The sequence below is a fragment of the Variovorax sp. YR566 genome, assembly GCF_051992195.1.
In the GTDB taxonomy this organism is placed as follows: Bacteria; Pseudomonadota; Gammaproteobacteria; order Burkholderiales; family Burkholderiaceae_C; genus Variovorax.
Genome location: NZ_CP197092.1, coordinates 3,369,088 through 3,392,018 on the forward strand (window position 1 = coordinate 3,369,088; position 22,931 = coordinate 3,392,018).

General features: G+C 64.4%; 22 protein-coding genes and 2 tRNA genes. 13 read left to right on the forward strand and 11 right to left on the reverse strand.

Going from position 1 to position 22,931, the window contains the following annotated elements:
* Window positions 1–87: 87 nt before the first annotated feature.
* Complete coding sequence (locus ACTG4X_RS15700) at window positions 88–873, forward strand: winged helix-turn-helix domain-containing protein (protein WP_307613969.1); 786 nt, start codon at window positions 88–90, stop codon at window positions 871–873.
* Window positions 874–1,325: 452 nt separating this feature from the next.
* On the opposite strand, the gene ACTG4X_RS15705 is transcribed toward ACTG4X_RS15700, so the two are convergent.
* Window positions 1,326–1,466, reverse strand: a complete 141-nt coding sequence (locus ACTG4X_RS15705) for a hypothetical protein (RefSeq protein WP_307613970.1) — start codon at window positions 1,464–1,466, stop codon at window positions 1,326–1,328.
* A gap of 127 nt (window positions 1,467–1,593) precedes the next feature.
* Between ACTG4X_RS15705 and ACTG4X_RS15710 the strand changes: the two genes are divergently transcribed.
* A complete protein-coding gene (locus ACTG4X_RS15710; protein ID WP_373423577.1) occupies window positions 1,594–2,025 on the forward strand; it encodes a DUF3883 domain-containing protein in 432 nt (143 codons plus the stop codon).
* Window positions 2,026–2,184: 159 nt separating this feature from the next.
* On the opposite strand, the gene ACTG4X_RS15715 is transcribed toward ACTG4X_RS15710, so the two are convergent.
* Window positions 2,185–2,457, reverse strand: coding sequence for a helix-turn-helix domain-containing protein (locus tag ACTG4X_RS15715; protein WP_307613971.1), 273 nt, complete (start codon window positions 2,455–2,457; stop codon window positions 2,185–2,187).
* Window positions 2,458–2,762: 305 nt separating this feature from the next.
* Here ACTG4X_RS15715 and ACTG4X_RS15720 point away from each other — a divergent pair, with 305 nt between their 5' ends.
* On the forward strand, window positions 2,763–3,284 hold the full coding sequence (locus tag ACTG4X_RS15720; protein ID WP_440534395.1) for a helix-turn-helix domain-containing protein: 522 nt from the start codon (window positions 2,763–2,765) through the stop codon (window positions 3,282–3,284).
* 633 nt (window positions 3,285–3,917) lie between these two features.
* Here ACTG4X_RS15720 and ACTG4X_RS15725 read toward each other — a convergent pair.
* The 5 genes from ACTG4X_RS15725 to ACTG4X_RS15745 form a co-directional block, all read right to left on the reverse strand.
* Window positions 3,918–3,994, reverse strand: a tRNA-Arg gene (locus ACTG4X_RS15725).
* A 164-nt stretch (window positions 3,995–4,158) separates the two neighbouring features.
* Window positions 4,159–4,235, reverse strand: a tRNA-Pro gene (locus ACTG4X_RS15730).
* Between the two features lie 51 nt (window positions 4,236–4,286).
* The gene (locus ACTG4X_RS15735; protein ID WP_307613973.1) at window positions 4,287–4,991 is read right to left on the reverse strand and encodes a glutathione binding-like protein; all 705 of its coding nucleotides are present in this window, start codon (window positions 4,989–4,991) and stop codon (window positions 4,287–4,289) included.
* A gap of 105 nt (window positions 4,992–5,096) precedes the next feature.
* Complete coding sequence (locus tag ACTG4X_RS15740) at window positions 5,097–5,369, reverse strand: UBP-type zinc finger domain-containing protein (protein ID WP_307613974.1); 273 nt, start codon at window positions 5,367–5,369, stop codon at window positions 5,097–5,099.
* A 45-nt stretch (window positions 5,370–5,414) separates the two neighbouring features.
* Window positions 5,415–7,097, reverse strand: coding sequence for an FAD-dependent oxidoreductase (locus ACTG4X_RS15745; protein ID WP_307613975.1), 1,683 nt, complete (start codon window positions 7,095–7,097; stop codon window positions 5,415–5,417).
* 173 nt (window positions 7,098–7,270) lie between these two features.
* On the opposite strand from ACTG4X_RS15745, the gene ACTG4X_RS15750 reads away from it, so the two are divergent.
* From ACTG4X_RS15750 to ACTG4X_RS15760, 3 genes are read left to right on the forward strand one after another with little or no spacing between them, the layout of a single operon-like run.
* Entirely contained in the window at window positions 7,271–8,158 is an 888-nt protein-coding gene (locus ACTG4X_RS15750; RefSeq protein WP_093174123.1) for a GNAT family N-acetyltransferase, read from the forward strand.
* The gene (gene ppk1 / locus ACTG4X_RS15755) at window positions 8,155–10,476 is read left to right on the forward strand and encodes a polyphosphate kinase 1 (RefSeq protein ID WP_440534240.1); all 2,322 of its coding nucleotides are present in this window, start codon (window positions 8,155–8,157) and stop codon (window positions 10,474–10,476) included. Before ACTG4X_RS15750 ends, ppk1 begins: the two co-directional genes overlap by 4 nt.
* 19 nt (window positions 10,477–10,495) lie before the next feature.
* Window positions 10,496–10,957 (forward strand): SixA phosphatase family protein, encoded by a 462-nt coding sequence (locus ACTG4X_RS15760; protein WP_176928784.1) that lies wholly within the window; start codon window positions 10,496–10,498, stop codon window positions 10,955–10,957.
* Between the two features lie 21 nt (window positions 10,958–10,978).
* Here ACTG4X_RS15760 and ACTG4X_RS15765 read toward each other — a convergent pair whose 3' ends face one another.
* The gene (locus ACTG4X_RS15765) at window positions 10,979–12,499 is read right to left on the reverse strand and encodes a Ppx/GppA phosphatase family protein (protein ID WP_440534241.1); all 1,521 of its coding nucleotides are present in this window, start codon (window positions 12,497–12,499) and stop codon (window positions 10,979–10,981) included.
* Window positions 12,500–12,759: 260 nt separating this feature from the next.
* On the opposite strand from ACTG4X_RS15765, the gene pstS reads away from it, so the two are divergent.
* From pstS to phoR, 7 genes are read left to right on the forward strand one after another with little or no spacing between them, the layout of a single operon-like run.
* Window positions 12,760–13,794, forward strand: coding sequence for a phosphate ABC transporter substrate-binding protein PstS (gene pstS / locus ACTG4X_RS15770; RefSeq protein WP_093054315.1), 1,035 nt, complete (start codon window positions 12,760–12,762; stop codon window positions 13,792–13,794).
* Window positions 13,795–13,824: 30 nt separating this feature from the next.
* Window positions 13,825–14,907 carry a phosphate ABC transporter permease subunit PstC gene (pstC, locus tag ACTG4X_RS15775; RefSeq protein WP_093054317.1) on the forward strand — a complete coding sequence of 361 codons (1,083 nt, stop codon included), beginning with the start codon at window positions 13,825–13,827 and terminating at the stop codon, window positions 14,905–14,907.
* Entirely contained in the window at window positions 14,904–15,788 is an 885-nt protein-coding gene (pstA, locus tag ACTG4X_RS15780) for a phosphate ABC transporter permease PstA (RefSeq protein WP_093075052.1), read from the forward strand. The genes pstC and pstA overlap by 4 nt, the downstream gene beginning before the upstream one ends.
* Before the next feature lie 20 nt (window positions 15,789–15,808).
* Entirely contained in the window at window positions 15,809–16,588 is a 780-nt protein-coding gene (gene pstB, locus ACTG4X_RS15785) for a phosphate ABC transporter ATP-binding protein PstB (protein WP_021007056.1), read from the forward strand.
* 16 nt (window positions 16,589–16,604) lie between these two features.
* Complete coding sequence (gene phoU, locus ACTG4X_RS15790) at window positions 16,605–17,306, forward strand: phosphate signaling complex protein PhoU (protein WP_093054321.1); 702 nt, start codon at window positions 16,605–16,607, stop codon at window positions 17,304–17,306.
* A gap of 27 nt (window positions 17,307–17,333) precedes the next feature.
* The gene (phoB, locus tag ACTG4X_RS15795; protein ID WP_007836652.1) at window positions 17,334–18,026 is read left to right on the forward strand and encodes a phosphate regulon transcriptional regulator PhoB; all 693 of its coding nucleotides are present in this window, start codon (window positions 17,334–17,336) and stop codon (window positions 18,024–18,026) included.
* A 44-nt stretch (window positions 18,027–18,070) separates the two neighbouring features.
* A complete protein-coding gene (gene phoR, locus ACTG4X_RS15800) occupies window positions 18,071–19,408 on the forward strand; it encodes a phosphate regulon sensor histidine kinase PhoR (protein WP_307613979.1) in 1,338 nt (445 codons plus the stop codon).
* 7 nt (window positions 19,409–19,415) lie between these two features.
* Here phoR and ACTG4X_RS15805 read toward each other — a convergent pair whose 3' ends face one another.
* The 3 genes from ACTG4X_RS15805 to ACTG4X_RS15815 form a co-directional block, all read right to left on the reverse strand.
* Entirely contained in the window at window positions 19,416–20,759 is a 1,344-nt protein-coding gene (locus tag ACTG4X_RS15805; RefSeq protein ID WP_093174119.1) for an MATE family efflux transporter, read from the reverse strand.
* Entirely contained in the window at window positions 20,756–22,495 is a 1,740-nt protein-coding gene (locus tag ACTG4X_RS15810; protein WP_440534242.1) for a hypothetical protein, read from the reverse strand. The genes ACTG4X_RS15805 and ACTG4X_RS15810 overlap by 4 nt, the downstream gene beginning before the upstream one ends.
* Window positions 22,496–22,574: 79 nt before the next feature.
* A complete protein-coding gene (locus tag ACTG4X_RS15815; RefSeq protein WP_019653042.1) occupies window positions 22,575–22,844 on the reverse strand; it encodes a type B 50S ribosomal protein L31 in 270 nt (89 codons plus the stop codon).
* Between the last annotated feature and the right edge of the window lie 87 nt (window positions 22,845–22,931).

The following is a 22,931-nucleotide window of genomic DNA, read 5'->3' on the forward strand; positions in this document are numbered from 1 at the left end:
TCGGCAGAAATGATGAATTAGATCAATAACTCCTCGATGCATATAAAAGTGCAACGGCTCCACCTGGGCGCTGGAACAGGAGAACTTGTGCGACTGTATGTTTCCCCGCTTCCTCTTGAAACCGCACTGAGCGGCTCGTTTCTCGGCACCAGCCATGCACGCAGCGCAGAGCTCGACGAGGACATGGACCTCATGCGGGTCTTGCTCATCGACCATCAATCGACCCAGTGCAAGACCTTCAACGAAGGACTGGAGAGAAACGGTTTCACCGTGGACATCGTGAACAGCGAAAACGCAACCGTGAACCCGGCCATCGCACAGGACTACGCGCTCATCCTCCTGAACTCGATGCGACCTGGCCAGGACGGAGTCCATGCCGTTCGAACGATCCGGCGCAAGACGGATGCACCTCTCCTGGTTCTGACCGAACGCGACAGCGTTGCCGCTCGCATAGCGGGCCTGGAGCTTGGAGCGAACGACTATCTGGTCAAGCCGTTCCAGTTTTCCGAACTGCTGGCCCGCGTCAAGGCACTGGCCCGCAGCACCGGTGTACGCCATCAACCAGTGCTGCGCCTGGCCGATCTGGAGCTCGACGAACGGCGCTCAAAGTTCTCCCGCGATGGGACCGAACTCGAACTGACCAGGATGGAGTTCACGTTGCTGGTGGTGTTGCTTCGCAACCAGGGCAAGGTACTTTCACGGTCCCAGCTCGCCAGGCGCGTCTGGGATATGGAATTCAATGCCAAGACCAACGTGGTCGACGTAGCCATCCTTCGCCTGCGCAGCAAACTTGACGCCCCGTTCGAGTCGAAGCTGCTGCATACGGTGCGAGGCGAGGGGTACGTCCTCGAGGAACGTACCGAACCCTTGTAGAGCAAGAGCAGGTGGACAGGCGGGTTGAAGAGAGGGAGCGAAAACGCACACTGCGTGTCGCGGACCAGAGCAGGCTCTCGAGCACCAATGGTGCCAGCAGATCGATCTTCCAGTGTGACCACACAGCGCTATGTTCTCCAGCGTTCGGTCTAACGGCCTTCGTGCCGGCGCATCGCCGAAGCAATCCGGTTGCTGCGAAGCAGCAAAGTCTTCAAAGCGAGCTGGAAGCGTAGTCTGAAGATGGCTGAGCAGCCTCCAGAAAAGTGACCCGACTGCACAGAATTTGTGCCGGGCATTGGCTGGCCGTTGGAAGCTACGTCAGTTTGGCCAAGAAAAAATCTTCTTAACGCACCTCGAATGGCCGAGGTTTGCCTCAAGTCACAGGACGGTTTGGAGCCCGGAGGGGAGCGAACACCCTGCTGCAGGGTGCAAGAATGTGCAATCTCTTGCGTTTACCCATCAGCAATACCGACAAAAGTACCGACGGATCCGCTGGCTTGGCTGATGCAGCCGAATTCCACAACCAAAGCCTGCGCTTCCTGTTTCGACTGATCAGTCCGGCGCCCGAGAACCTCATCAATCGCGACTTCCACGCGGCAGCGCCGTCGATGCGATGGAGGAGGTCAAGACGCCGGACCAGCAGGTTTTTCATGCCTCCGTGGTCGAACCGCCGGATTCTGAGACGCTGGTGCAGGTGTCGAGGGAGGGCCGAAGGTCAGGTTGCCGCGTCAAACGAACTGGGCTCAGCGCGACGAAGCGAACCGGAATCTTGGCCGCGCCGGTGAGCAGTGGGTCATCGGCTTCGAGCAATGGCGGCTCGCAGACGCCGGGCACCCGGAACTATTTCAGCAGCTGGACTGGGTCTCGGATCGCCTCGGCGACGGGATTGGCTACGACATCCTCTCGCACGAGCGGCCCGGCGAGCATCGTTTCATCGAGGTCAAGACCACCAACGGTGGGCATGCCTCCTCCTTCATCATCAGCCGCAACGAGTTGGACTTCGCCGCAGAGGCGGAGGAGGCGTTTCATCTCTATCGTGTGTTTCAGTTCCGCGAACAGCCGAAGCTTTACATCCTCAAGGGCAGCTTGGAAGACCAGGTTCATCTGGAGCCCATTGACTATCGAGCGTCGTTCCGACGGGTGGTCGGGTGATCTGCAGGGGCTGAAAAGTCTTGTCCCTTTTGCGCTTTGCCTGCTGAGCAGGCCTTGGGGCAGATGGCCGACGCGCTCCGACTTCGGAGCCGGTCAGCGGCATCTACAGAGATGGCTTCAATCGGAGTAGCGATTGCCCTGGATGATCGGCGAGATCTCCTACTCGGCCGCCGACTTAGTCCGCAGCTCTTTCTTGTAGCGCTTCATCAAGGAACTCATGAGTTCCGACGGCTCTACCTCGAGCCCATTGCACAAGAAGATGAAACTGGTCAATGAAGGGCTGGTAGTGGCCGTCTCCAATTTGGCAATGAATGTGCGATTGAGGCCCGACGCAAAACCGAGCTCTTCCTGATTGAACCCGCGCACTGCCCGCCGAGCCTTCAGCTCGGCCGCAAAGGCTTTCAGTAGTGCGGGATCCTGCGTCGATCGCATGCAACGAATCTCGCTGCATGGACTTCTTTATGCACCCGCCTGTATGGTACATAATGAGTTGCGCATCTGCGTTTCTAATTTCGCAATGGATCGCTCCTCCTGCGGGTTGCCTCTGTTGCCGAGATGCAAAGCTCCTACCGCTGCCAACGAATCCAATGACGCGTCGACAAGTCGCCTCACCTCTGCCAACGGCCCGACCTCTGCGGTTGCCCGTTTCGGTGACGCGTGTCCAACCGCGGCAGCCCGCACCCGTCGTGCGCAGCCTGTCCGCGGCTCGCATCGGCGCGCAGGTGAGGGCGCTGCGCATGGCGGCCGAGGTGTCTGGCGGCGAACTGGCCAAGACCTCGGGGATTTCTGCCTCGATGCTTTCTCGCATCGAGCGCGGTCTGGTCTCGCCTTCGGTCGAGACCTTGGAGCGCCTCGCGCAGGGCCTGCATGTGCCGGCCTCACGCTTCTTCAGTGATCAGGCGCGGCGCACTGACTTTTGCCATGTGCGTGCAGGACATGGTGTCTTGGTCGATCGGATCGGCGCCGTGGCGGACTACCGCTACGAGCTGCTGGGTCACCTCCTGTCGGGCAACCTGTTCGTCGAGCCCTATCTGGTCACGCTGCTGCCCGGCGCTGATCCCTACGTGACCTTCCAGCACCGGGGTCTCAAGTTCCTGTACTTCCTGTCCGGGGAGGTCAGCTACCGTTACGGCGGCAGGACTGCGGAGGTGAGGGCAGGGGACTCGCTGCTGTTCGATGCGACCGCACTCCATGGGATCGAGGCCATTCAGACTCAGCCAGTCTCTTACCTGTCAGTGGTGTTCACGCTGCGAGAGTAGGCTGTTCTTGGCGGCCCTGCCGCGCTGCGCGGGCGACGCGGATGCCCATTCGATGCTTCCCCTGCGAATTCTCTACGTGCCGGATTCACCTCTCTGTCCGTAGCTTTCTCTCGGTGTTCGGCATGCCGAACACCGAGAAAGTCCCGAACGGTGGCAACAGCGGAGGTCTTCTGCTTGGCGGAGCCGTGAGGAAATTTATGCGGCGGCCGTGTGGGCGTTCCGGCGGCTTGGACGCGGCGGTCGCTGGACGACGTCGAAACTCCGAGGCAAAGTCCTTGTGCGGCTATGAGGGCAGGGTAGACGCCCAGGGCCAGCGTCTTCGCCTTGCCGTTGAACCGGTAGTCCATGCGCCAGTACGTGCCCGCGGCTTGACGCGCAGGTACATGCCGCCGCCGTCCGCGTAGCGCTCGCCGGTCTCGGTGCCCTTGTGCTTCACTTGCCTCACGAAAGTGTCTGTCAGCATTGGATTTTTCCCCTTGCTGTCGGTACCTGGTTTGGGCAACAGCGCAGGTACCCACAAAAGTACCGACAAGACATGCGATGCCCCGATCTGCCGTGGAGCAAAGAAAAACCCGCTTCTCCTCGAAGGAGGGCGGGTTTCAGGATGGTTCTGAGCTACTTGAAACTGGAAATTGGCCTGCCCGGAGGGGATCGAACCCCCGACAACCTGCTTAGAAGGCAGGTGCTCTATCCAACTGAGCTACGGGCAGATTTCAGGCTGGAGAGAAGCCAAGAAAATCAATGACTTAGGAGCTTTTTCTCTTAAGCAGCAGCGGCGGATTCTACCGAGTTCCACACCTTGGCTCGCTGCACTCCACGATCCAAAACGAAAAATGCACACAGCCCGCTGGTGACTGTGTGCATTTCATTTTTATGGTCGGGGCGAAAGGATTCGAACCTTCGACCCTCTGGTCCCAAACCAGATGCGCTACCAGGCTGCGCTACACCCCGACAAGCCTTCTATTCTAGCCCGGATATTGGCCGATCCCCGAAGTTTCTCAGTCAGCGTTTCTCGTACTGCGTCTTGCCGAAGAGAATCTCGCGTTCTTTATCGCCGGTGATCGGCTGGCGCAGATCGGCCAGCACCTTCACGCCGCGCTGCACGGCCGGACGTGCAGCGATGCCGTCGAACCATTCCTTCAGCTGCGGGAAGTCGGTGAGGGTGATGCCCTGGTTTTCCCAACTGCGCAGCCACGGGAAGATGGCGATGTCGGCAATCGAATAGCTCTTGCCGGCAATGAACTTGTTCTTCGACAACTGCTTGTCGATCACGCCGTAGAGGCGCTTGGCCTCGTTGCTGTAGCGGTCGATCGCATAGGCGACCTTCTCGGGCGCGTACAGGCGGAAGTGGTGCGCCTGGCCGAGCATCGGGCCGACGCCTCCCATCTGGAACATGAGCCACTGCAGCACGTCGTAGCGTTCACGGTCGCCGGCAGGCAGAAACTTGCCGGTCTTGCCCGCGAGGTAGACGAGGATGGCACCCGATTCGAAGAGCGAGATCGGCTTGCCGTCCGGACCGTCGGGGTCGGTGATGGCGGGGATCTTGTTGTTCGGGCTGATCTGCAGGAAGTCGGGCGCAAACTGGTCACCCTTGCCGATGTTCACGGGGTGCGCATGGTAGGGCAGGCCGCACTCCTCAAGCATGATGTGAATCTTGTGGCCGTTCGGCGTGGGCCACGAATAGACCTCGATGGGCGATGCAGGCATGTTGTCTGGCACTCCGGTGGATTTGATGCGAGCCCGGCAGCTTATACGTGCGAGTTCAAACGCGTGCAGGCGCGGGAATTCATTCGCAATCTGCCAGACGGGATCTCAGCCGACCTGCTTCTCGTGTGCGTTGCACCACATCCAGTCTTCGCCGGGTTCGAGCGATTGGATGACGGGGTGGCCTTCAGCGTGCGAATGCCTTGTTGCATGACGGTTCTTCGACGAATCGCAGCAACCCACGTGGCCGCAGTGCACGCAGAGGCGAAGGTGGACCCAGGTGTCGCCGGTCTTCAGGCAGTCTTCGCAGCCGCGTTGGCCGTGCTGGATATGAGGCTGCGCGATCTCGGCGGGCACGTGGTCGCAGGGTTTGATGGGCAACGTTGGGCTCCTTTGTCTTGACGATGGATTGATTGGGGGCGCGCTTCAGGCGACGGCCGAGGCCTGCGACAGGTGCTGATGAATCAGCGCGACCGCGGCCGCGCCCTCACCGATGGCGCCGCCCACACGCTTGACCGAGCCCGAGCGCACGTCGCCCACGGCGAACACGCCCGATACGCTCGATTCGAGCGCCGTGGACGGCCGCGCCGGAAAGCCGCTGCTGGCGGCGGTGCCCGTCAGCACGAAGCCGTGCTTGTCGACCGCCACCCCGCAGCCGTCGAGCCACGAAGTCTCAGGCTCTGCGCCGACGAACAGGAAGATGTTGCGCGCCGCGCAGTCATGTTCGGTGCCCGAGGTGTGACAACGCCATGTCGCGCCGGTGAGGCCTTCGTCGGAGCCGCCATGCAGGCGTACGAGCTCGGTGTGAGGCTGCAACGAGATGTTCGGCGTGGCCTCGATGCGGTCGATGAGGTAGCGTGACATGCTGGCCGCCAGCGACGGCCCGCGCACCAGCACGTTGACCTTGGCCGCGTGGCGCGACAGGAACACCGCAGCTTGGCCGGCCGAGTTGCCGCCGCCGACCAGCGCCACTTCTTGCTGAGAGCAGATCTTTGCCTCGATGGCCGAGGCCCAGTACCAGACGCCGCGGCCTTCGAATTCGGCGAGGCGAGGAACGTCGGGGCGGCGGTAGCGTGCGCCGCTGGCGATGACCACCGTGCGCGCATGGATCGTGCGGCCGTCGGCCAGCGCAATGGCAAGGCTTTCAAGTGGGTTGTCGCGCGAGCAGTCGAGCGACACGACCTTGGCCGGAATCAGCATCTCGACACCGAACTTCTGCGCCTGCACGAACGCGCGCCCCGCCAGCGCCTGTCCCGAGATGCCGGTGGGAAAGCCCAGGTAGTTCTCGATGCGCGCGCTGGCGCCGGCCTGGCCGCCGAAGGCGCGGCAGTCGAGCACGATCACGCGCAGGCCTTCCGAGGCCGCGTAAACAGCGGTCGCCAGGCCGGCCGGCCCGGCGCCGACAACGGCCACGTCGAACAACTCGTTGCGCTCGGCGGTGTCGACCATGCCGAGGCAGCGCGCCAGCGCCTCGTCGGCCGGGTTGACCAGCACCGAGCCGTCAGGGCACACGGCCAGCAGTTTGCTGGCGCCGTACTGCGCGAGCAGCGCGGCCGCGTCGGGGTCTTCGGCGGCGTCGACCAGGTGATATGGATAGCCGTTGCGGCGAAGGAAGTTTTCCAGCCGTGCCATGTCGGGTGACTGGGGCTGGCCGATCAGCACCGGGCCGCTGGCGCCGGACTCGATCAGTGCCACGCGCCGCAGGATCAGCGCGCGGGTGATACGCTCGCCCAAGTCGGCTTCGGCCACCAGCAGCGCACGCAGTTGCGCGGGCGATACGAGCAGCGCTTCGACGTCTTCGTCGGCATGGCCGTCGACCAGGGCAGGGCGGCCGCTCAGCTGGCCGACTTCGGCCAGGAATTCACCTGGCCCTTGCCGCACGATCGGCACTACATGACCAAGGCCGTCGCGTTGCGTGACGGCGACAACGCCTTTCAGCAGCACGAACATGCCGGGGCCGGTTTCGCCTGCCGTAAATAGTCTGGTGCCGCGTGCGAATTGCTGAACACTGCCAAAGCGTGCAATGCGCGCAATCTCAGTGTCACTGAGGACGGGGAAAGTCTGGTGAAGGCGGCTGCTGTCGGTGCCGGTTGCGTTGGTGGTGGCCATGGGTGGAAGCTCCATTTCGCGAATCCACCGCATTAGACGACGAAGCGGCACCAAGTGGTTTGCAGGCGTTTCACAGGCGGCTTTGGGCTGTAACAACGTCACGTGCCTGCAATGTTCCTGACATGCCCGCTTCATCGCAGGTGCGGAGACTCCCTCGGCAGAAAGGGTTCCCCATGAAAGAACTGCCCAACCCGACGTTTCCGCTTTCGCAGATCGGGCTGCGCGCGGCCTTGTGGCCCGCTCCTGCAACCGGTGTGTCTACCGCTGTTGCTGCTGCCCGCACATCGGTGCCCCAGGCGCCCGCTGTCATCCTGCCGCCGGCCGTCGAGTCCAAGCAAGGCATCACCGTGGGCTGGGCCCGCCACCTTGACGACGTGCGCGCTGCCCAACGCCTTCGCTACGACGTGTTCGTCGGCGAAATGGGCGCCCGGGTTTCGTCGCCGCTGGCCGGCCACGACATCGACCTGTTCGACGACTTCTGCGAACACCTGCTGGTGCGCGACGAACTGACCGGGCAGGTCATCGGCACCTATCGCGTGCTCACACCCGCCCAGGCCCGCCGCGTGGGCAGCACCTACAGCGATACTGAATTCGACCTCACCCGCCTGCGCGACCTGCGCGAGCGTATGGTCGAGTTGGGCCGCAGCTGCGTGCATCCCGACCACCGCCAGGGCGGCGTGATCCTCGCACTCTGGGGTGCGCTGGCTGGCTTCATGCACCGCAACAAACTGGACACGATGATTGGTTGCGCGAGCATTCCGATGTCACACAACGGTGTCACGAACGGTGACGCCGCGGCCAGCATCTGGCGCCAGGTATCGGCCAAGCACATGGCACCGATCCAGTATCAGGTGCAGCCCCGCCTGCCGTTGCCGGTCGAGCGGCTCGACAGCACGCTCGACGTGGAGCCGCCGGCGCTCATCAAGGGCTACCTGCGCCTGGGTGCGAAGGTGCTCGGTGCGCCCGCCTGGGATCCGGATTTCAACGCCGCCGACCTGCCGATGCTGATGCGCATAGACGATCTGCCGGCGCGCTACCGCAAGCACTTCCTGGGCGCATGAAGCCGGCGGCCGACCGGCCCGAAACCGGGCCGCCCGCTTCTACGCTTGGCGCTGCCAGCCAGCACGCGGCTGGCTCAGAGGCGTCACGGGATAGTCATGGAACTGTCACAAGAGGGGCTGACACTGTCATATTTCAGCCTACGTGTTCTCCTGTGCCGCTTGCTCCAGAATCAGTGCCCATGTCACCCGCCTCCGCAGATCCGTCGCTTGACGTGGCGGCACCCACGTTCACATTGCTGGACCGCGACCACAGCATTCTTTCGTTCAACGAGCGTGTGCTCGACTGGGCGCATCGCAAAGAGGTGCCGCTGATCGAGCGGCTGCGCTACCTGTGCATCGTTTCGTCGAACCTCGATGAATTCTTCGAGGTCCGCGCCGCACCGCACCTGATCGCGGGCAGCGCTGGGGACCACAAGGGCACTTACACGGTCGAGTCCTTCGAACGGCTGGCCGAGGCGGCTCACAAGCTCGTGGCGCGCCAGTACGCGCTGTACAACGACGAGCTGATGCCGACGTTCGCGACGCACGGCATCCACATCATTTCGCATGGCGAGCGCAACCCGGCGCAGCGCAAGTGGGTCAGCGAGTATTTCGAGCGCGAAGTACGCCCGTTGCTGATTCCAGTCGGTCTCGACCCGGCGCACCCGTTCCCGCAGGTGGCCAACAAGTCGCTCAACTTCATCGTGAGGCTGGGTGGCAAGGATGCTTTCGGGCGCGAAAACCCGATCCAGATCGTCAAGCTGCCGCGAGTTCTGCCACGTCTGATCAAGATGCCGGCCAAGGTGTCGGATGGCAAGACGCTGTTCGTGGCACTGTCTAGCGTGGTGCGCGCGCATCTCGCGAGCATGTTCCCCGGGCGCGAGGTGGGCGATTTCTCGCAGTTCCGCGTTACCCGGCATTCCGACCTTGCGGTGGACGAGGAAGACGTCAAGAACCTGCGCACCGCGTTGCGCCAGGGGCTGCAGCACAGGCACTATGGCCAGGCCGTGCGGCTGGAAGTGTCGGCGAGCTGCGCCGAGTCTCTTGCGAGTTTCCTGCTGGCGCAGTTCAACCTGCCGCCCGAGGCGCTGTACCGCGTGCATGGCCCGGTCAACCTGGCCCGGCTCACGCAACTGGCCGACCTGCTCGACGAGCCGCAACTGCGCTTTCCGCCGTATCCGGCTTCCTACCCCGTTGCGCTGTCGCCCGGGCAGTCGTTCTTCGAGCGGCTGCAGCGCGGCGATGTGCTGATTCACCAGCCCTTCGAAAGCTTCGAGGGCGTGCTGGCCTTCCTGCGCGAAGCGGTGCTCGACCCGCAGGTGCTGGCGATCAAGCAGACCATCTACCGCACGGGCGCTGATTCAGAAATGATGGATCTGCTGCGCGAAGCCGTTCGTCGCGGCAAGGAAGTCACGGTAGTGGTGGAGCTGAAGGCGCGCTTCGACGAAGAGGCCAACATCAACTGGGCTGAAATGCTCGAATCGATCGGCGCGCAGGTGGTGTACGGCGTGGTCGGCCTGAAGACCCACGCCAAGATGCTGCTGGTGACGCGGCGCGAGGGCAAGCAATTGCGCCGCTACGGCCATCTGTCCACGGGCAATTACAACCCGCGCACTGCCAGGCTCTACACCGACATCAGCCACCTCACGGCCGATCCGATGCTGACGGCCGACATGGAAGCCGTGTTCGTGCATCTGGCGAGCCAGAGCCGCTTGCCCAAGCTCAACCGCATGTGGCTGGCGCCGTTCGACCTGCACAAGAACATCGTGGCGCAGATCGATGCGCTGGGCCTGGCCGCAGCGGCCGGCCAGTCGACGCGCATCGTCGCCAAGATGAACGCGCTGACCGACGACGAGATCATCGCCTCGCTGGTCCGTGCGGGGCAGAAGGGCGTGAAGATCGATCTGATCGTGCGCGGCGCATGCACGCTGCCCGCGCAGGTGCCGGGGCTCACCGACAACATCCGCGTGCGCTCGGTGATCGGTCGCTTCCTGGAGCATTCGCGGGTCTTCTATTTCCGCAATGGCGAGGATGAATCGCTGTACCTGTCGAGCGCCGACTGGATGAACCGGAACATGATGCGGCGCATCGAGCTGGCGTGGCCTGTAACGGACCCGGGACTGCGCCAGCGGCTGATCGACGAGTGCCTGGTGGCCTACCTGCACGACGGGCGCGACGCCTGGGATCTGGGCGCGGACGGCATCTACACGCGCGTCGATCACGATACGCATTCGGGCGAGGCAGGCGCATCGCCTGTCGTCGAGGCCCACGGTGCGCAGGCCGCGCTCATGAACCGCTACGCATCCAGAGGGCATCTCAGAGATGCATCCAGCAACTGAAGATCGAAAGACGATGACCATGGACTTGATCTTCTGGCGTCACGCCGAAGCCGAGGACTGGACCGAGGGTTGCGACGACATGCAGCGCTCCCTCACCGCACGCGGCGAAAAGCAGGCCAAGCGGATGGCCACTTGGCTGGATCGTCAGTTGCCGGACGGCACGCGCATCATCTGCAGCCCCGCGCGGCGCTGCGAACAGACTGCGCTGGCGCTGGGTCGCAAATACAAGCTGCGTTCAGAACTCGCGCCCGACACGACGGCAGAGGCGCTGCTTGGCGCAGCCGGCTGGCCCAACGGCAAGTCGGTGGTGTTGATGATTGGCCACCAGCCGTCGGTGGGGCAGGCTATCTCCCTGCTCCTGGGCCTCAAGCAGGACAGCTGCCCGGTGCGCAAGGGTGCGCTGTGGTGGATTCGCACGCGCGAGCGCGACGGCGACGTGCAGACCGTCGTTGTGACGGTGCAGTCGCCGGAACTGCTCTAACTAACTAATGGGGCGGGTGGCTCAGCAGCCGCTGAGCTCGACGCGCCAACTGCTGATCTTCTGCCAGGCCAGCACTTCTTCGCGCAGGAGGTGCGCCGATTGCGGAAACGCCTCGGCCCAGTCCGGGGCACAAACAATGGTGAAGGCCCGTGCGCCCAGCGCCGCGAGGTGCAGCGCCAGCGGATCGGGATCGCGGCGCGCGTGGCACAGGATCACCGCGAGCCGAAGTGACAGCAACTGCATCACGAAGGTCTCATCGTCCAGCGATGCTTCGAGCTTGCGCAGCTTGCCGCGCTGGCCCAGCACCAACTGGCCGAGCGCGTGCATCTCGTTCACCGCAAAGCCGGGCGCGTCGGTGTTGTCGAGGATGTAGGCGCCGTGCTTGTGATAGTCGCTGTGTGAGATCAGCGTGCCGATCTCGTGCAACTGCGCCGCCCAGCCCAGCTTGCGCAGGGCCCGGCCAGCCCGGCTTGATGTACTGCCGCCGCGCGCGGCGGGGGAGAGCTGCACGAACAGCGCAGCGGCCGTTTCGCCCACGCGCTTGGCCTGTGCCGTGTCGACGGTGAAGCGATTGGCCAGCCGCGCCACCGTGGCGGTGCGCATGTCGGCCACGCTTTCGTCGCGTTCCAGCAATTCATAGAGCACGCCGTGGCGCAGGGCGCCCTGGGCGACTTTCATTTCCTGGATGCCGAGCAGGTCGAACACCGCGCGCAGCACGCTCACTCCGCCGCCGATGACGGCCTTGCGGTCTTCCCGCATGCCGTCGATGCGCAGCTTGTCGGCGCTGCCGGCCTTGAGCAGGCGGTCGAGCAGCCAGTCGAGGCCTTCGCGCGTGACGAGGCCGGGCTCGCCACCCGCCGCGGCCAGCACGTCGCCGACGGCGCCGATGGTGCCGGACGCGCCGTAGGCCACGTCCCACTGGTCGCGGGTGTAAGTGGCGAGGGCGTCGTCGAGCACGGCCTTGGCAGCCACTTCGGCCGCGCGAAAGGCGCTGGCGGTAAACAGGCCTTCGCCGAAGTGTTTCATCGACCAGGCGACGCTGCCGACCCGGTACGACTCCATGCGGTCGGCCTCGAGGGCGTGGCCGATGATCATTTCGGTTGAGCGCCCGCCGATGTCGACCACCAGCCGGCGCTCGCTGTCGGAGGCGTCGGTGTGCGGCAGCATGTGCGCCACGCCCTGATATATGAGGCGGGCCTCCTCCCGGCCCGGGATCACGTCGATGCCGAAGCCCAGAATGGTGCGTGCGCGCAACAGGAATTCTTCGCGGTTGCGCGCTTCGCGCAGCGTTTGCGTGGCCACAGCCCGAACCTGCGAGCGTTTGAAGCCGGCCAGGCGTTCGCCGAAACGCGCGAGCGCGTCCCAGCCGCGCTGCATGGCCTCGGCCGTGAGGTTGCGTGCGCTGTCCAGGCCGTTGCCCTGGCGAACCGTCTCCTTGAGATATTCGGTGCGGTGGATCTGGCCGTGGTCGACCTGTCCGATTTCGAGCCTGAAGCTGTTCGAGCCCAGGTCGACTGCTGCGAGGCGGGTGCCGTTTTGCATGTGGTTCTGAAGAAGAAGGCGGTGTCTTTGTGTTTGATCGTAGCGCCGTGACAGGGCGCGCCACCTCTCGGATCGCGCAATGGCGAGGTTTGGAAGGCTAGGCGCGGCGCATGACGGTTATGTGACAGCGTCACACGAACCACCGGAGGAATAAAGGCATTTTCCCTCGACAGAGGGGTGTCACACCGATGTCACACAAGCTTTCTAGAGTCCGTCCAAGCCCGAAAAAGGGACTACTTCTTACTTCTAAAGGAAGCTTCATGAAAACGACGTTCAAATTTGCAACAGCCGGCCTGGTGGCCGCGGTGTTCTCTATTCCCGCCTTTGCACAAGACGTGACCGGCGCTGGTGCCAGCTTCCCGGCACCGCTGTACGCCAAGTGGGCCTCTGACTTCAACAAGGCCACCGGCGTCAAGATCAACTACCAGTCGGTTGGCTCGGGCGCCGGCATCAAGCAGATCGAAGCCAAGACCGTCGACTTCGGCGCTTCGGACGCTCCCCTGAAGGACGACGAACTGCAGGCCAAGGGCCTGATGCAGTTCCCCACCGTCATCGGTGGCGTGATTCCCGTGGTCAACATTCAGGGCATCAAGCCCGGCGAGCTGAAGCTCAACGGCCAGGTTCTGGGCGACATCTACCTCGGCAAGATCACCAAGTGGAACGACCCCGCCATCAAGGCACTGAACGGTTCGCTGGCCCTGCCTGACGCCGCCATCGCCCCGGTTCGCCGCGCCGACGGTTCGGGCACCAGCTTCCTGTTCACCAACTACCTGAGCAAGGTCAACGCCGAGTGGAAGACCAAGGTCGGCGAAGGCACGGCCGTGAACTGGCCCACCGGCGCGGGTGGCAAGGGCAATGAAGGCGTCGCCGCTTTCGTGAACCGCCTGCCCAACTCGATCGGCTACGTCGAGTACGCCTACGTGAAGCAGAACAAGATGACGTACGCCCAGCTGCAGAACGCCGCCGGCACCTTCGTGTCGCCCGACGACTCGGCATTCAAGGCCGCCGCCGCTGGTGCTGAATGGAGCAAGAGCTTCTACCAGGTGCTGACCAACCAGGCCGGCAAGGACGCATGGCCCATCACCGGCGCCACCTTCATCCTGATGCACAAGGTGCAGGACAAGCCCGCCAACGCGACCACCGTGCTCAAGTTCTTCGACTGGGCCTACAAGAGCGGCGACAAGACGGCCGACGATCTCGACTACGTGCCGATGCCTGACGCCGTGAAGGCCACCATCGCCAAGGCATGGGGTGATGTGAAGGACGCGTCGGGCAAGGCCGTCGCGTTCAAGTAAATCTACCTATCAGTCCAGGACGGCGCGCCCATGAGCAATTCTTCGCTCCAGGACGCGCCGCTTTCGTCTTTGCCGGAGCGACCAGTGTCATCCACCTTTCCCGCTGCCACCACCTCTCTCGACCTCGCGGCCGAGCGCGGTCGTGCTACTGCACCCCCGCCGCCCGTGAAGGCTCCGCGCTCCGGCCCGATGGCTGACCGGCTGTTCGGCTGGGCCGCCAAGGGCGCCGCGCTGCTGACGCTCGCGATGCTCATCGGCATCCTGTTGTCGCTGGTTGTCGGCGCCTGGCCCGCTATTTCGAAGTACGGCCTCGGCTTTCTCACGAGCAGCGTGTGGGATCCGGTCAAGGAGGAGTACGGCGGCCTGGTCATGATCTACGGCACGCTGGCCACTTCGATCATCGCGCTGGTGATCGCGGTGCCGGTGAGCTTCGGTATTGCGCTCTTCCTGACGGAACTCTCGCCCAACTGGCTCAAGCGCCCGCTGGGCACGGCCATTGAATTGCTGGCAGCGGTGCCTTCCATCGTCTACGGCATGTGGGGCCTGCTGGTGTTCGGCCCGATCCTTTCCACCTGGGTGCAGCAGCCGCTGCAGAAGCTGCTCAGCGGCGTGCCGTACCTCGGTGCGCTGGTGTCCGGCCCACCAGTGGGTATCGGTATCCTGTCGGCCGGCATCATCCTCGCGATCATGATCATTCCGTTCATCGCTTCGGTGATGCGCGACGTGTTCGAAGTGACGCCGCCGCTGCTGAAAGAGTCGGCCTACGGCCTCGGCTCCACCACCTGGGAAGTCGTTTCCAAGGTCGTGCTGCCTTACACCAAGGCCGGCGTGATCGGCGGCATCATGCTCGGCCTCGGCCGGGCGCTGGGTGAAACGATGGCGGTCACGTTCGTGATCGGCAACATGAACCAGCTCAACTCCCTTTCCGTGTTCGAGGCTGCCAACAGCATCACCTCGGCACTCGCCAACGAATTCGCCGAAGCCGGCGCGGGCCTGCATCAGGCCGCGCTGATGTACCTCGGCCTCGTGCTGTTCTTCATCACCTTCGTCGTGCTGTCGCTCTCCAAGATGCTGCTGGCCAAGATGAAGAAGAGCGAAGGAACCAAATCGTGAGCACCGCCCAGAATCTTCTCGCGGCCAAGGCATTGGCCGAAACGCGCCAGGCCAAGTTTGCCTCGCGCAACCGCGTCAACAAGATCGCGCTCACGCTGTCGCTCGCCGCGATGGCCTTTGGCGTGTTCTGGCTGGTCTGGATCCTTTGGGAAACGCTGCGTCAGGGCGTGGGCGGCCTCGCTCTCGCCACCTTCACCGAAATGACGCCGCCGCCAAACGAGGCGGGCGGTATTGCGAATGCGATCTTCGGCTCGTTCGTGATGGTGATGCTGGCCACCTGCGTGGGTACGCCCATCGGCATCATGGCCGGCATCTATCTGGCCGAATACAACCCCAAGGGCTGGCTCGCCTCGGTCACGCGCTTCGTCAACGACATCCTGTTGTCGGCGCCGTCGATCGTGATCGGCCTGTTCGTGTATGCCGTGGTGGTGGCCTATTTCAAGACCTTCTCGGGTCTGGCGGGTGCGATTGCACTGGCGCTGATCGTGATTCCGGTCGTGATCCGCACCACCGAGAACATGCTGCAGCTGGTGCCGCCTGGCCTGCGCGAAGCGGCCTACGCGCTCGGCACGCCGAAGTGGAAGGTCATCCTCAGCATCACGCTGCGCGCTGCCCGCGCCGGCGTGGTCACCGGTGTGCTGCTGGCCGTGGCTCGCATCGCCGGCGAAACCGCACCGCTGCTCTTCACCGCGCTGAACAATCAGTTCTGGACCGCTGACGTGAGCCAGCCAATGGCCAGCCTGCCGGTCACGATCTTCAAGTTCGCGATGAGCCCGTACGAGAACTGGCAACAGCTGGCATGGGCCGGCGTGTTCCTGATCACTGTCGCCGTGCTCGCCCTCAACATCCTGGCGCGGGTCCTGACGCGCAACAAACACTGAACCCAGCAGAAGAAGACAACATGCCAAATACCGTTGCACAACCGTCGCGCTCGAAGATCTCGGTCAAGGACCTGAATTTCTACTACGGCAAGTTCCACGCGCTCAAGGGCATCAACCTCGAGATTCCCGAGAACAAGGTCACGGCCTTCATCGGCCCGTCGGGCTGCGGCAAGTCGACCCTGCTGCGCACCTTCAACCGCATGTTCGAGCTTTATCCTGAGCAGCGCGCCGAAGGCACCATCGCCCTCGATGGCGAGAACCTGCTCACCTCGAAGCAAGACGTGGCACTGATTCGCGCCAAGGTCGGCATGGTGTTCCAGAAGCCCACGCCGTTCCCGATGTCGATCTACGACAACATCGCCTTTGGCGTGAAGCTGTTCGAGAACCTCTCGGCCAGTGAAATGGACGACCGCGTTGAATGGGCCCTGAAGAAGGCCGCGCTGTGGACCGAAGTGCGCGACAAGCTGCAGCAAAGCGGCTCGGGCCTCTCCGGCGGCCAGCAGCAGCGCCTGTGCATTGCGCGCGGCATCGCGATCAAGCCCGAAGTGCTGCTGCTCGACGAACCCTGCTCGGCGCTCGACCCGATCTCGACCGCGAAGATCGAGGAGCTGATCGCCGAACTCAAGAATGAGTACACGGTGGTCATCGTGACGCATAACATGCAGCAGGCCGCCCGCTGCAGCGACTACACCGCCTACATGTACCTCGGCGATCTGATCGAGTTCGGCGCCACCGAGCAGATGTTCTTCAAGCCGCAGCGCAAGGAGACCGAGGACTACATCACCGGCCGCTTCGGTTGAAGTCAAAGGAGACAACATGACCGAGAAACACCTTTCCAGCCAGTTCGACAGCGAACTCAACGGCGTCTCGTCGCGCGTGATGGAGCTCGGCGGCATGGTCGAGTCGCAGATTCACCAGGCCGTGTACGCGCTGCTGCAGTTCGACGTCGAAGCGGCCGACCGCGTGATGGAAACCGAGCAGCGCGTCAATGCGATGGAAATCGACATCGACCGCGAGCTGTCTTCGATCATTGCGCGCCGCCAGCCCACGGCACGCGACCTGCGCCTGCTGATCGCCATCAGCAAGACCACCGCCAACCTCGAGCGCGTGGGTGACGAGGCCAACAAGATTGCGCGCATGGTCAAGTCGATCATCGAGAGCGGTTCGGCCCGGCAATTGCCGACGACCGAGCTGCGTATCGCGGCCGACCTGGCCTCGGGCCTGCTGCGCAAGGCGCTCGACGCATTCGCGCGGCTCGACACCTCCGCAGCGTTGTCCATCCTCAAGGACGACGACCTGATCGACAAGGAGTTTGACGGTTTCGTGCGCAAGCTGGTCACCTACATGATGGAAGACCCGCGCACGATCTCCGCCAGCCTGGACCTGCTGTTCCTGGCGAAGGCCATCGAACGCATTGGCGACCACGCCAAGAACATCGCCGAATTCATCATCTACATCGTCAAGGGCGCCGATGTGCGGCACACTTCGATGCAGGAAATCGAGTCCGCGCTGCAGTAACAACAGCGGCAAGACTCCCAAGAAAGCATGAAGAAACCCCGTGTCCTTATCGTCGAAGACGAGTCCTCGATCGCCGAGCTGATCGCCGTCAACCTGCGCCACAACGGCTTCGAGCCGATCTGGTCGGAAGATGGTGCTGCGGCCCAGCGTGAGATCGACGCCTTCCTGCCGGATCTGATCCTGCTCGACTGGATGCTGCCCGGCCAGAGCGGCCTGCAGCTCGCGCGCCAGTGGCGCAAGGACCCGCGCACCAAGGCCATCCCGATCCTGATGCTGACCGCGCGCGGCGACGAACCCGACAAGGTCGCCGGCCTCGACGCAGGCGCCGACGACTACATCACCAAGCCGTTCTCGACCCAGGAAATGCTGGCCCGCATCCGTGCGGTGCTGCGCCGCCGGGCACCGGAAGTGGTCACGGAGCGCGTCGAAATTGGCGAACTGGCACTCGACACCTCCACGCACCGCGTGACCTGGCAGGGCGGTGCCCTGAAGGTCGGGCCGACCGAGTTCAAGCTGCTGGCCTATCTGATGCAGCATGCCGAGCGTGTGCACAGCCGTGCTCAGCTGCTCGACAAGGTCTGGGGCGACCACGTCTACATCGAAGAGCGCACGGTCGACGTGCACGTCAAGCGCCTGCGCGAATCGCTGGGTGCGGCTGCGCCGATGGTCGAAACCGTCCGCGGAGCGGGCTACCGCCTGACCGCCCAAGTCACGGTTTGACCGCCGTGGCACCCTTTGGCCGCGGGCGCGGATAATCGCCCGCCATGCCTTTCCGAATTGCTACATTTTTAATAGCGTCCCTCTTAATAGGAGCGGGCGCTATCGTCATTTTTGGATGGAAGTTCGGGTGGCTGGGCGCCTGGCTGGGTGCGGTACTCTGGCTGGGGCTTGACGCTTGGCGCGCCGAGCGGCTGATGCGGGTGTTGCGCAACGATGCCGCCGGCCTGCCGTCGCGCGGGTCCGGCGTGTGGGGTGAGTTGTCCGAGCGCATCCGCAAGCTGCTGCGCGACCGCGAGCAGCAGACCCGGCAGGCCGAAGACCGGCTGCAGGAATTCCTCGCCGCTATCCAGGCGTCGCCCAATGGCGTGGTGCTGCTCGACGAGCAGGGCCGCATCGAATGGTGCAACCAGACGGCGGCCAGCCAGTTCGGTATCGACGCGGAACGCGATCTGGCGCAGCACCTCGCCAACCTCGTGCGCGATCCCGCCTTCGTGGCCTACCTCGCGTCCTGGAATTACAGCCGCGACGTGGTCATCGACGCCTCCGGACTCGGCCATGGGCATCAGCGCGGTCATCCGGTGCGGTTGTCGGTGCAGGTGCATCCCTATGCCGGCAATCGCCGCATGCTGCTGACGCGTGACATCACGGCGCTGGAGCAGGCCGAGGCGATGCGGCGCGATTTCGTGGCCAACGTGTCGCATGAAATCCGCACGCCGCTGACGGTACTTGCGGGTTTCGTCGAGACGCTGCAGAACCTGCCGCTCGATGCGGAAGAGCGCATGCGCTATCTGTCGCTGATGGGGCAGCAATCGCACCGCATGGAGACGCTGGTGAACGACCTGCTGACGCTGTCGCGGCTGGAGGGCAGCGCGGCACCTTCGGGCAACCAGTGGATTCGCACTCGTGCGCTGCTCGCACAGTGCGAAGACGAGGGGCGAGGGCTGTCGGGGCGTCTGACGCCGCAGGGGCATCGACTGTCGTTCACGGTCGACGCGGAGTCGGAGCTGTCGGGCGCGCCGACCGAGCTGCAGAGCGCGATGTCGAACCTGCTGAGCAACGCCATCCGCTACACGCCCGGCGGCGGCGAGGTGGCCGTGAGCTGGCGGACACTGCCCGACGGGCGCGGCGAATACGCCGTGAAGGACACCGGCCCCGGCATCGCCGCCGAGCACATTCCGCGGCTGACCGAGCGCTTCTACCGCATCGACCGCAGCCGCTCGCGCGAGACTGGCGGCACGGGACTGGGACTGGCGATCGTCAAGCACATCGCCCAGCGGCACGGTGCCGAACTGCGTATCGAAAGCACGGTGGGCAAGGGCTCCCGCTTTGCTCTGTTGTTTCCGGCAGCGCGCGTGCGGGAAGCGCGAGTGCTGGCCAAGTAGGCGCGGCTTATCTCGCGCGCTGGCGCATCGTCCAGCGCAGCAGTGCACCGAACAGCAGGGCCGTCAGGGCCAGCGCGGCGGCGCTCATGATCCAGAACGCCAGCGGTGACTGCATGGCCGCCCAGGGGCCCAGACCGTGGTACGCCAGCAGATAGCTCCCGCCCAAACCCAGTCCCCACAACATCGCGCAATAGATCACCAGCGGTGCCAGCGTGACCCGGTAGCACCGCAGCACGAACACGCAGAAGGTCTGCACCGCATCCGCGAAGTGATACAGGGCCACGGCCAGCAACAACGCGCCGGCCATCGCGATCACGGCCGGGTTGTCGGAATACACGTTGGCGAGCTCGTAGCGCAGCACGGCCATGGCGGTGGCATAGAACAGTGCACACAGCGCCGTCAGTTCGAAGCCCAGGCGGCAAGCGTGGCGAGCCTTGGCTGCGTCCCCGGCGCCGAGCCAGAAGCTCACGCGCGCGCTGGTCGCGATGGCCAGCGACAGTGGGGTCATGTAGGCCACGGCCAGCAGGTTCGACGCGATCTGGTGCGCCGCCGCGGCTGCGGTGCCGAGCCGTGCGATGAACAAGGCCATCAGCGTGAACGAGGTCACTTCGACCAGTACTGCCAAGCCGCCTGGCACGCCGAGCCGCGCGAACTTGCGGATCTGCTGCCAGTCGGGCGCCTCGAGGCGCTTCCAGAGCCCGTAGTCGCGGTAGAACGGACGGTTGCGCAGCAGCCAGATGGCGCAGCCGAGCATCGCCCAGTTCACGCACAGCGTGGCCCAGCCGCAGCCCACGAGGCCCATGGCCGGCAGGCCCGCGCCGCCGAAAGTGAACCAGATCGACAAGGGCAGCTTCACGACCAGCGAGCCCAACTGCAGCCACGTCACGAGCTGAGGCCTGCCCAGGCTCTGGTTGAGCGTGCTGAACAGGCGGAAGAGCAGAGCCGGCGCCAGCGCAAAGGCCAGCACCGCGAGATAGGCTTCGACTTCGCCGCGCATTTCCGGCGGCACCTGGGTCCATCGCAGGGCTGCGCCCGGCAGCAGCAGGATCGTCATGCCGACCACAACGGCAATCGCGGCGAGGTATAGCGATTGCCGCACCGAGCGGCCCACCTCACTGCCGCGGCCGCCGCCATGTAGTTCGGCCCAGACCGGCAGCAGAGCTTGCAGCACGCCCATCAGCGAGACGTATACGCTGACGAAGATGGCGGCGCCGACCGAGAGGGCGGCCAGCGCGTGCTCGGAGTAGCGGCCCGCGATGATGGTGTCGGTCACGCCGAAAGCCATCACGGCCAGCTGGCCCACGAGCACCGTGCCCGCGTGCCGCGCGATCAGAGCCCGTTCGCTCCTCACTGCGGCGTGATCTTCTGGTAGAGCAAGAGGTCGTCGGCCGCGCTGCTGGGGCGGCGCAGCGTGCCGGCAAAGCGCCACTGGTCGAAGGGAATGATGGTGTGCAGGCGCTCGATGGTTTCGGGGCTTGCGAGCAGCCACGGGCAGTCGGTGCCCAGCAGCAGCGGCTGCACGTTGAAATTGCCGTGGTGGCGCAGCGCGGCAATGTGCGGACGGCTGAGCGCGAGCTCGGCGATGCAGCGCGGCTGGCCGACGCGTTCAGCCACGGCGCGCACTTGCGGCGCGAAGCTGCGTGCGTAGTCGATGGGCGGAAGCCACAGCGTCATCAGCAGCATCCAGCACAGTGCCGTGCCGCCGGCTGGCAGCACCAGAGTCTTCCAGAGCGCAGCGCGGTGCCGCCCCGTGCGCCAGCGCACCAGCCAGCACCAGGCAATGGTCGCAGCCACGGCGAGCGCCACGGCAATGGGAGAGAACTCGGGCACGAAGCCGGGCACCAGTCGCGTGACGCTGGCGGCCGGCTTGGGTGGAACGCCGGTCTGCATGGCGATCCAGTAGATCCAGCCCAGAACGGCGAGGCCGCTGAAGAACAGCACGTTGAACCAGTCGATCAGCGCCGCGGCGCTGCGCCGGAAGGTGGGCAGGGCGAATGCGGCGAGCGTGGCGAAGGCGGGCAGAGCCAGCAGCAGCGAACGGTCGGAGTAGTCGGTGGTCCAGGTGGCGGCCAGCGGCACCAGCGCGAACCAGAAGGGCAGCGCGACGTGGCGCGACGTGAGCTGGCGCCGCCAGCGCCACAGCGTCCAGATGGCGAGCGGCCAGACCGGCCAGGTGAACCACAGCAGCAGCTTTGCCTGGCTGCGCACGTCGCCGATCAGCGAACCGCCGACCACGGTGATCTTCCATGTCGGCAGCTTCAGGCCGAACACCAGCACCGCCGCCAGCACCGTGATGCCGATCATCGTGAGGAGGGCACCTCGTGTGTAGCCGGGGCCGTTGTCTTCGTTGTTGTCGGCGTTTTCGCGTTCGGACTGCGCGGCAAGCCGGCGTTCGTACGCAATGTACAGCGCGCTGCCGATGGCCAGCGCGAGCCCGACGGTGGGCGCGCCGCTCAGCGTAATGCCGATGGTGCCCACGGTCAGCGCGATCACCGGGCCGGTGCGGCGGTAGGGCAGTGCGGCCACGCCATAGAACAGGTGCGAGGCGAAGAACAGCTGCGCCAGTGCGGGCGTGGTCTCGTGGCCGAGCTGGGCCAGGCCGAGGCAGGCGATCAATGCCAGCAGGCCGCCGTCGGCGATGGCGCGTGCGTAGTCGGTCGGCCGGGCCTCGCCGCCGAAGGCGAAAGCCACGGGCTGGGCGCGCGCCGTGCGGGCCAGGTAGTACACGGCGTACCAGGTGGCGGTGAAGGCGCCCCAGAGCAGAAACGCGAACGCAACGCGCACGGCCAGGTCGGGGTTCAGCCACGACGGGGCGATCTTGATGGCCAGGGCGCCGATCCAGTAAGGGATCAGGGCGGGTGTTTCCGGGCGCAGGCCCAGCAGCATGGGGTCGAACCAGCGTGCGATGCCTTCGGTGCTGCGGGCCAGTTCGGACATGTAGCCGAAGGCCGTGATGTCGGCGCTCTTCCAGGGACCCCGGCCAACCAGGCCCGGCAGCAGGTAGGCCGCGCACAGCAGAAGCAATGCGATGCGCGGCAGCCGGCGCACGGCGCTCTGGGCAACGATCGCGGGAGTGGGCAGGTTCAAGTGGCGGAAAAAGGCAGGATTCAGAAAGAAAAAGGGCAGCGCGGTAAACCGGGCTGCCCTCGACGCAAAAGCGCGTGCCTTACTTCGAAGCAGCGCCGGTGGTCTTGCCGAAGCGGTTGCGGAACTTCTCGACGCGGCCGCCCATGTTGTCGACCGACTTCTGAGTGCCGGTGTAGAACGGGTGCGATTCGCTCGTGGTGTCGAGCTTGAACAGCGGCAGTTCGCGACCGTCGTCGGTCTTGCCCATTTCCTTGGTGTTCGCGCACGAACGGGTCACGAACTTGAAGCCGTTCGACATGTCGACGAACAGAACTTCGCGGTAATTCGGGTGGATGCCTTCTTTTGCCATGGTCTTTCCTTTTGCGCTGTTGGAATCAATGCGCGGTCGATGCGAGAGCCACGTGCCGGACGAAGCTGCCCAGCCGCACTTTTCGCG

Excerpts from the sequence above, each read along its gene's own strand:
- ACTG4X_RS15715 (WP_307613971.1), bottom strand. The coding sequence starts at position 2,457 with ATGCGATCGACGCAGGATCCCGCACTACTGAAAGCCTTTGCGGCCGAG.
- ACTG4X_RS15720 (WP_440534395.1), top strand. The coding sequence starts at position 2,763 with ATGGCGGCCGAGGTGTCTGGCGGCGAACTGGCCAAGACCTCGGGGATT.
- ACTG4X_RS15735 (WP_307613973.1), bottom strand. The coding sequence starts at position 4,991 with ATGCCTGCATCGCCCATCGAGGTCTATTCGTGGCCCACGCCGAACGGC.
- ACTG4X_RS15745 (WP_307613975.1), bottom strand. The coding sequence starts at position 7,097 with ATGGCCACCACCAACGCAACCGGCACCGACAGCAGCCGCCTTCACCAG.
- ACTG4X_RS15750 (WP_093174123.1), top strand. The coding sequence starts at position 7,271 with ATGAAAGAACTGCCCAACCCGACGTTTCCGCTTTCGCAGATCGGGCTG.
- ppk1 (WP_440534240.1), top strand. The coding sequence starts at position 8,155 with ATGAAGCCGGCGGCCGACCGGCCCGAAACCGGGCCGCCCGCTTCTACG.
- ACTG4X_RS15760 (WP_176928784.1), top strand. The coding sequence starts at position 10,496 with ATGGACTTGATCTTCTGGCGTCACGCCGAAGCCGAGGACTGGACCGAG.
- ACTG4X_RS15765 (WP_440534241.1), bottom strand. The coding sequence starts at position 12,499 with ATGCAAAACGGCACCCGCCTCGCAGCAGTCGACCTGGGCTCGAACAGC.
- pstS (WP_093054315.1), top strand. The coding sequence starts at position 12,760 with ATGAAAACGACGTTCAAATTTGCAACAGCCGGCCTGGTGGCCGCGGTG.
- pstC (WP_093054317.1), top strand. The coding sequence starts at position 13,825 with ATGAGCAATTCTTCGCTCCAGGACGCGCCGCTTTCGTCTTTGCCGGAG.
- pstB (WP_021007056.1), top strand. The coding sequence starts at position 15,809 with ATGCCAAATACCGTTGCACAACCGTCGCGCTCGAAGATCTCGGTCAAG.
- phoU (WP_093054321.1), top strand. The coding sequence starts at position 16,605 with ATGACCGAGAAACACCTTTCCAGCCAGTTCGACAGCGAACTCAACGGC.
- phoB (WP_007836652.1), top strand. The coding sequence starts at position 17,334 with ATGAAGAAACCCCGTGTCCTTATCGTCGAAGACGAGTCCTCGATCGCC.
- phoR (WP_307613979.1), top strand. The coding sequence starts at position 18,071 with ATGCCTTTCCGAATTGCTACATTTTTAATAGCGTCCCTCTTAATAGGA.
- ACTG4X_RS15815 (WP_019653042.1), bottom strand. The coding sequence starts at position 22,844 with ATGGCAAAAGAAGGCATCCACCCGAATTACCGCGAAGTTCTGTTCGTC.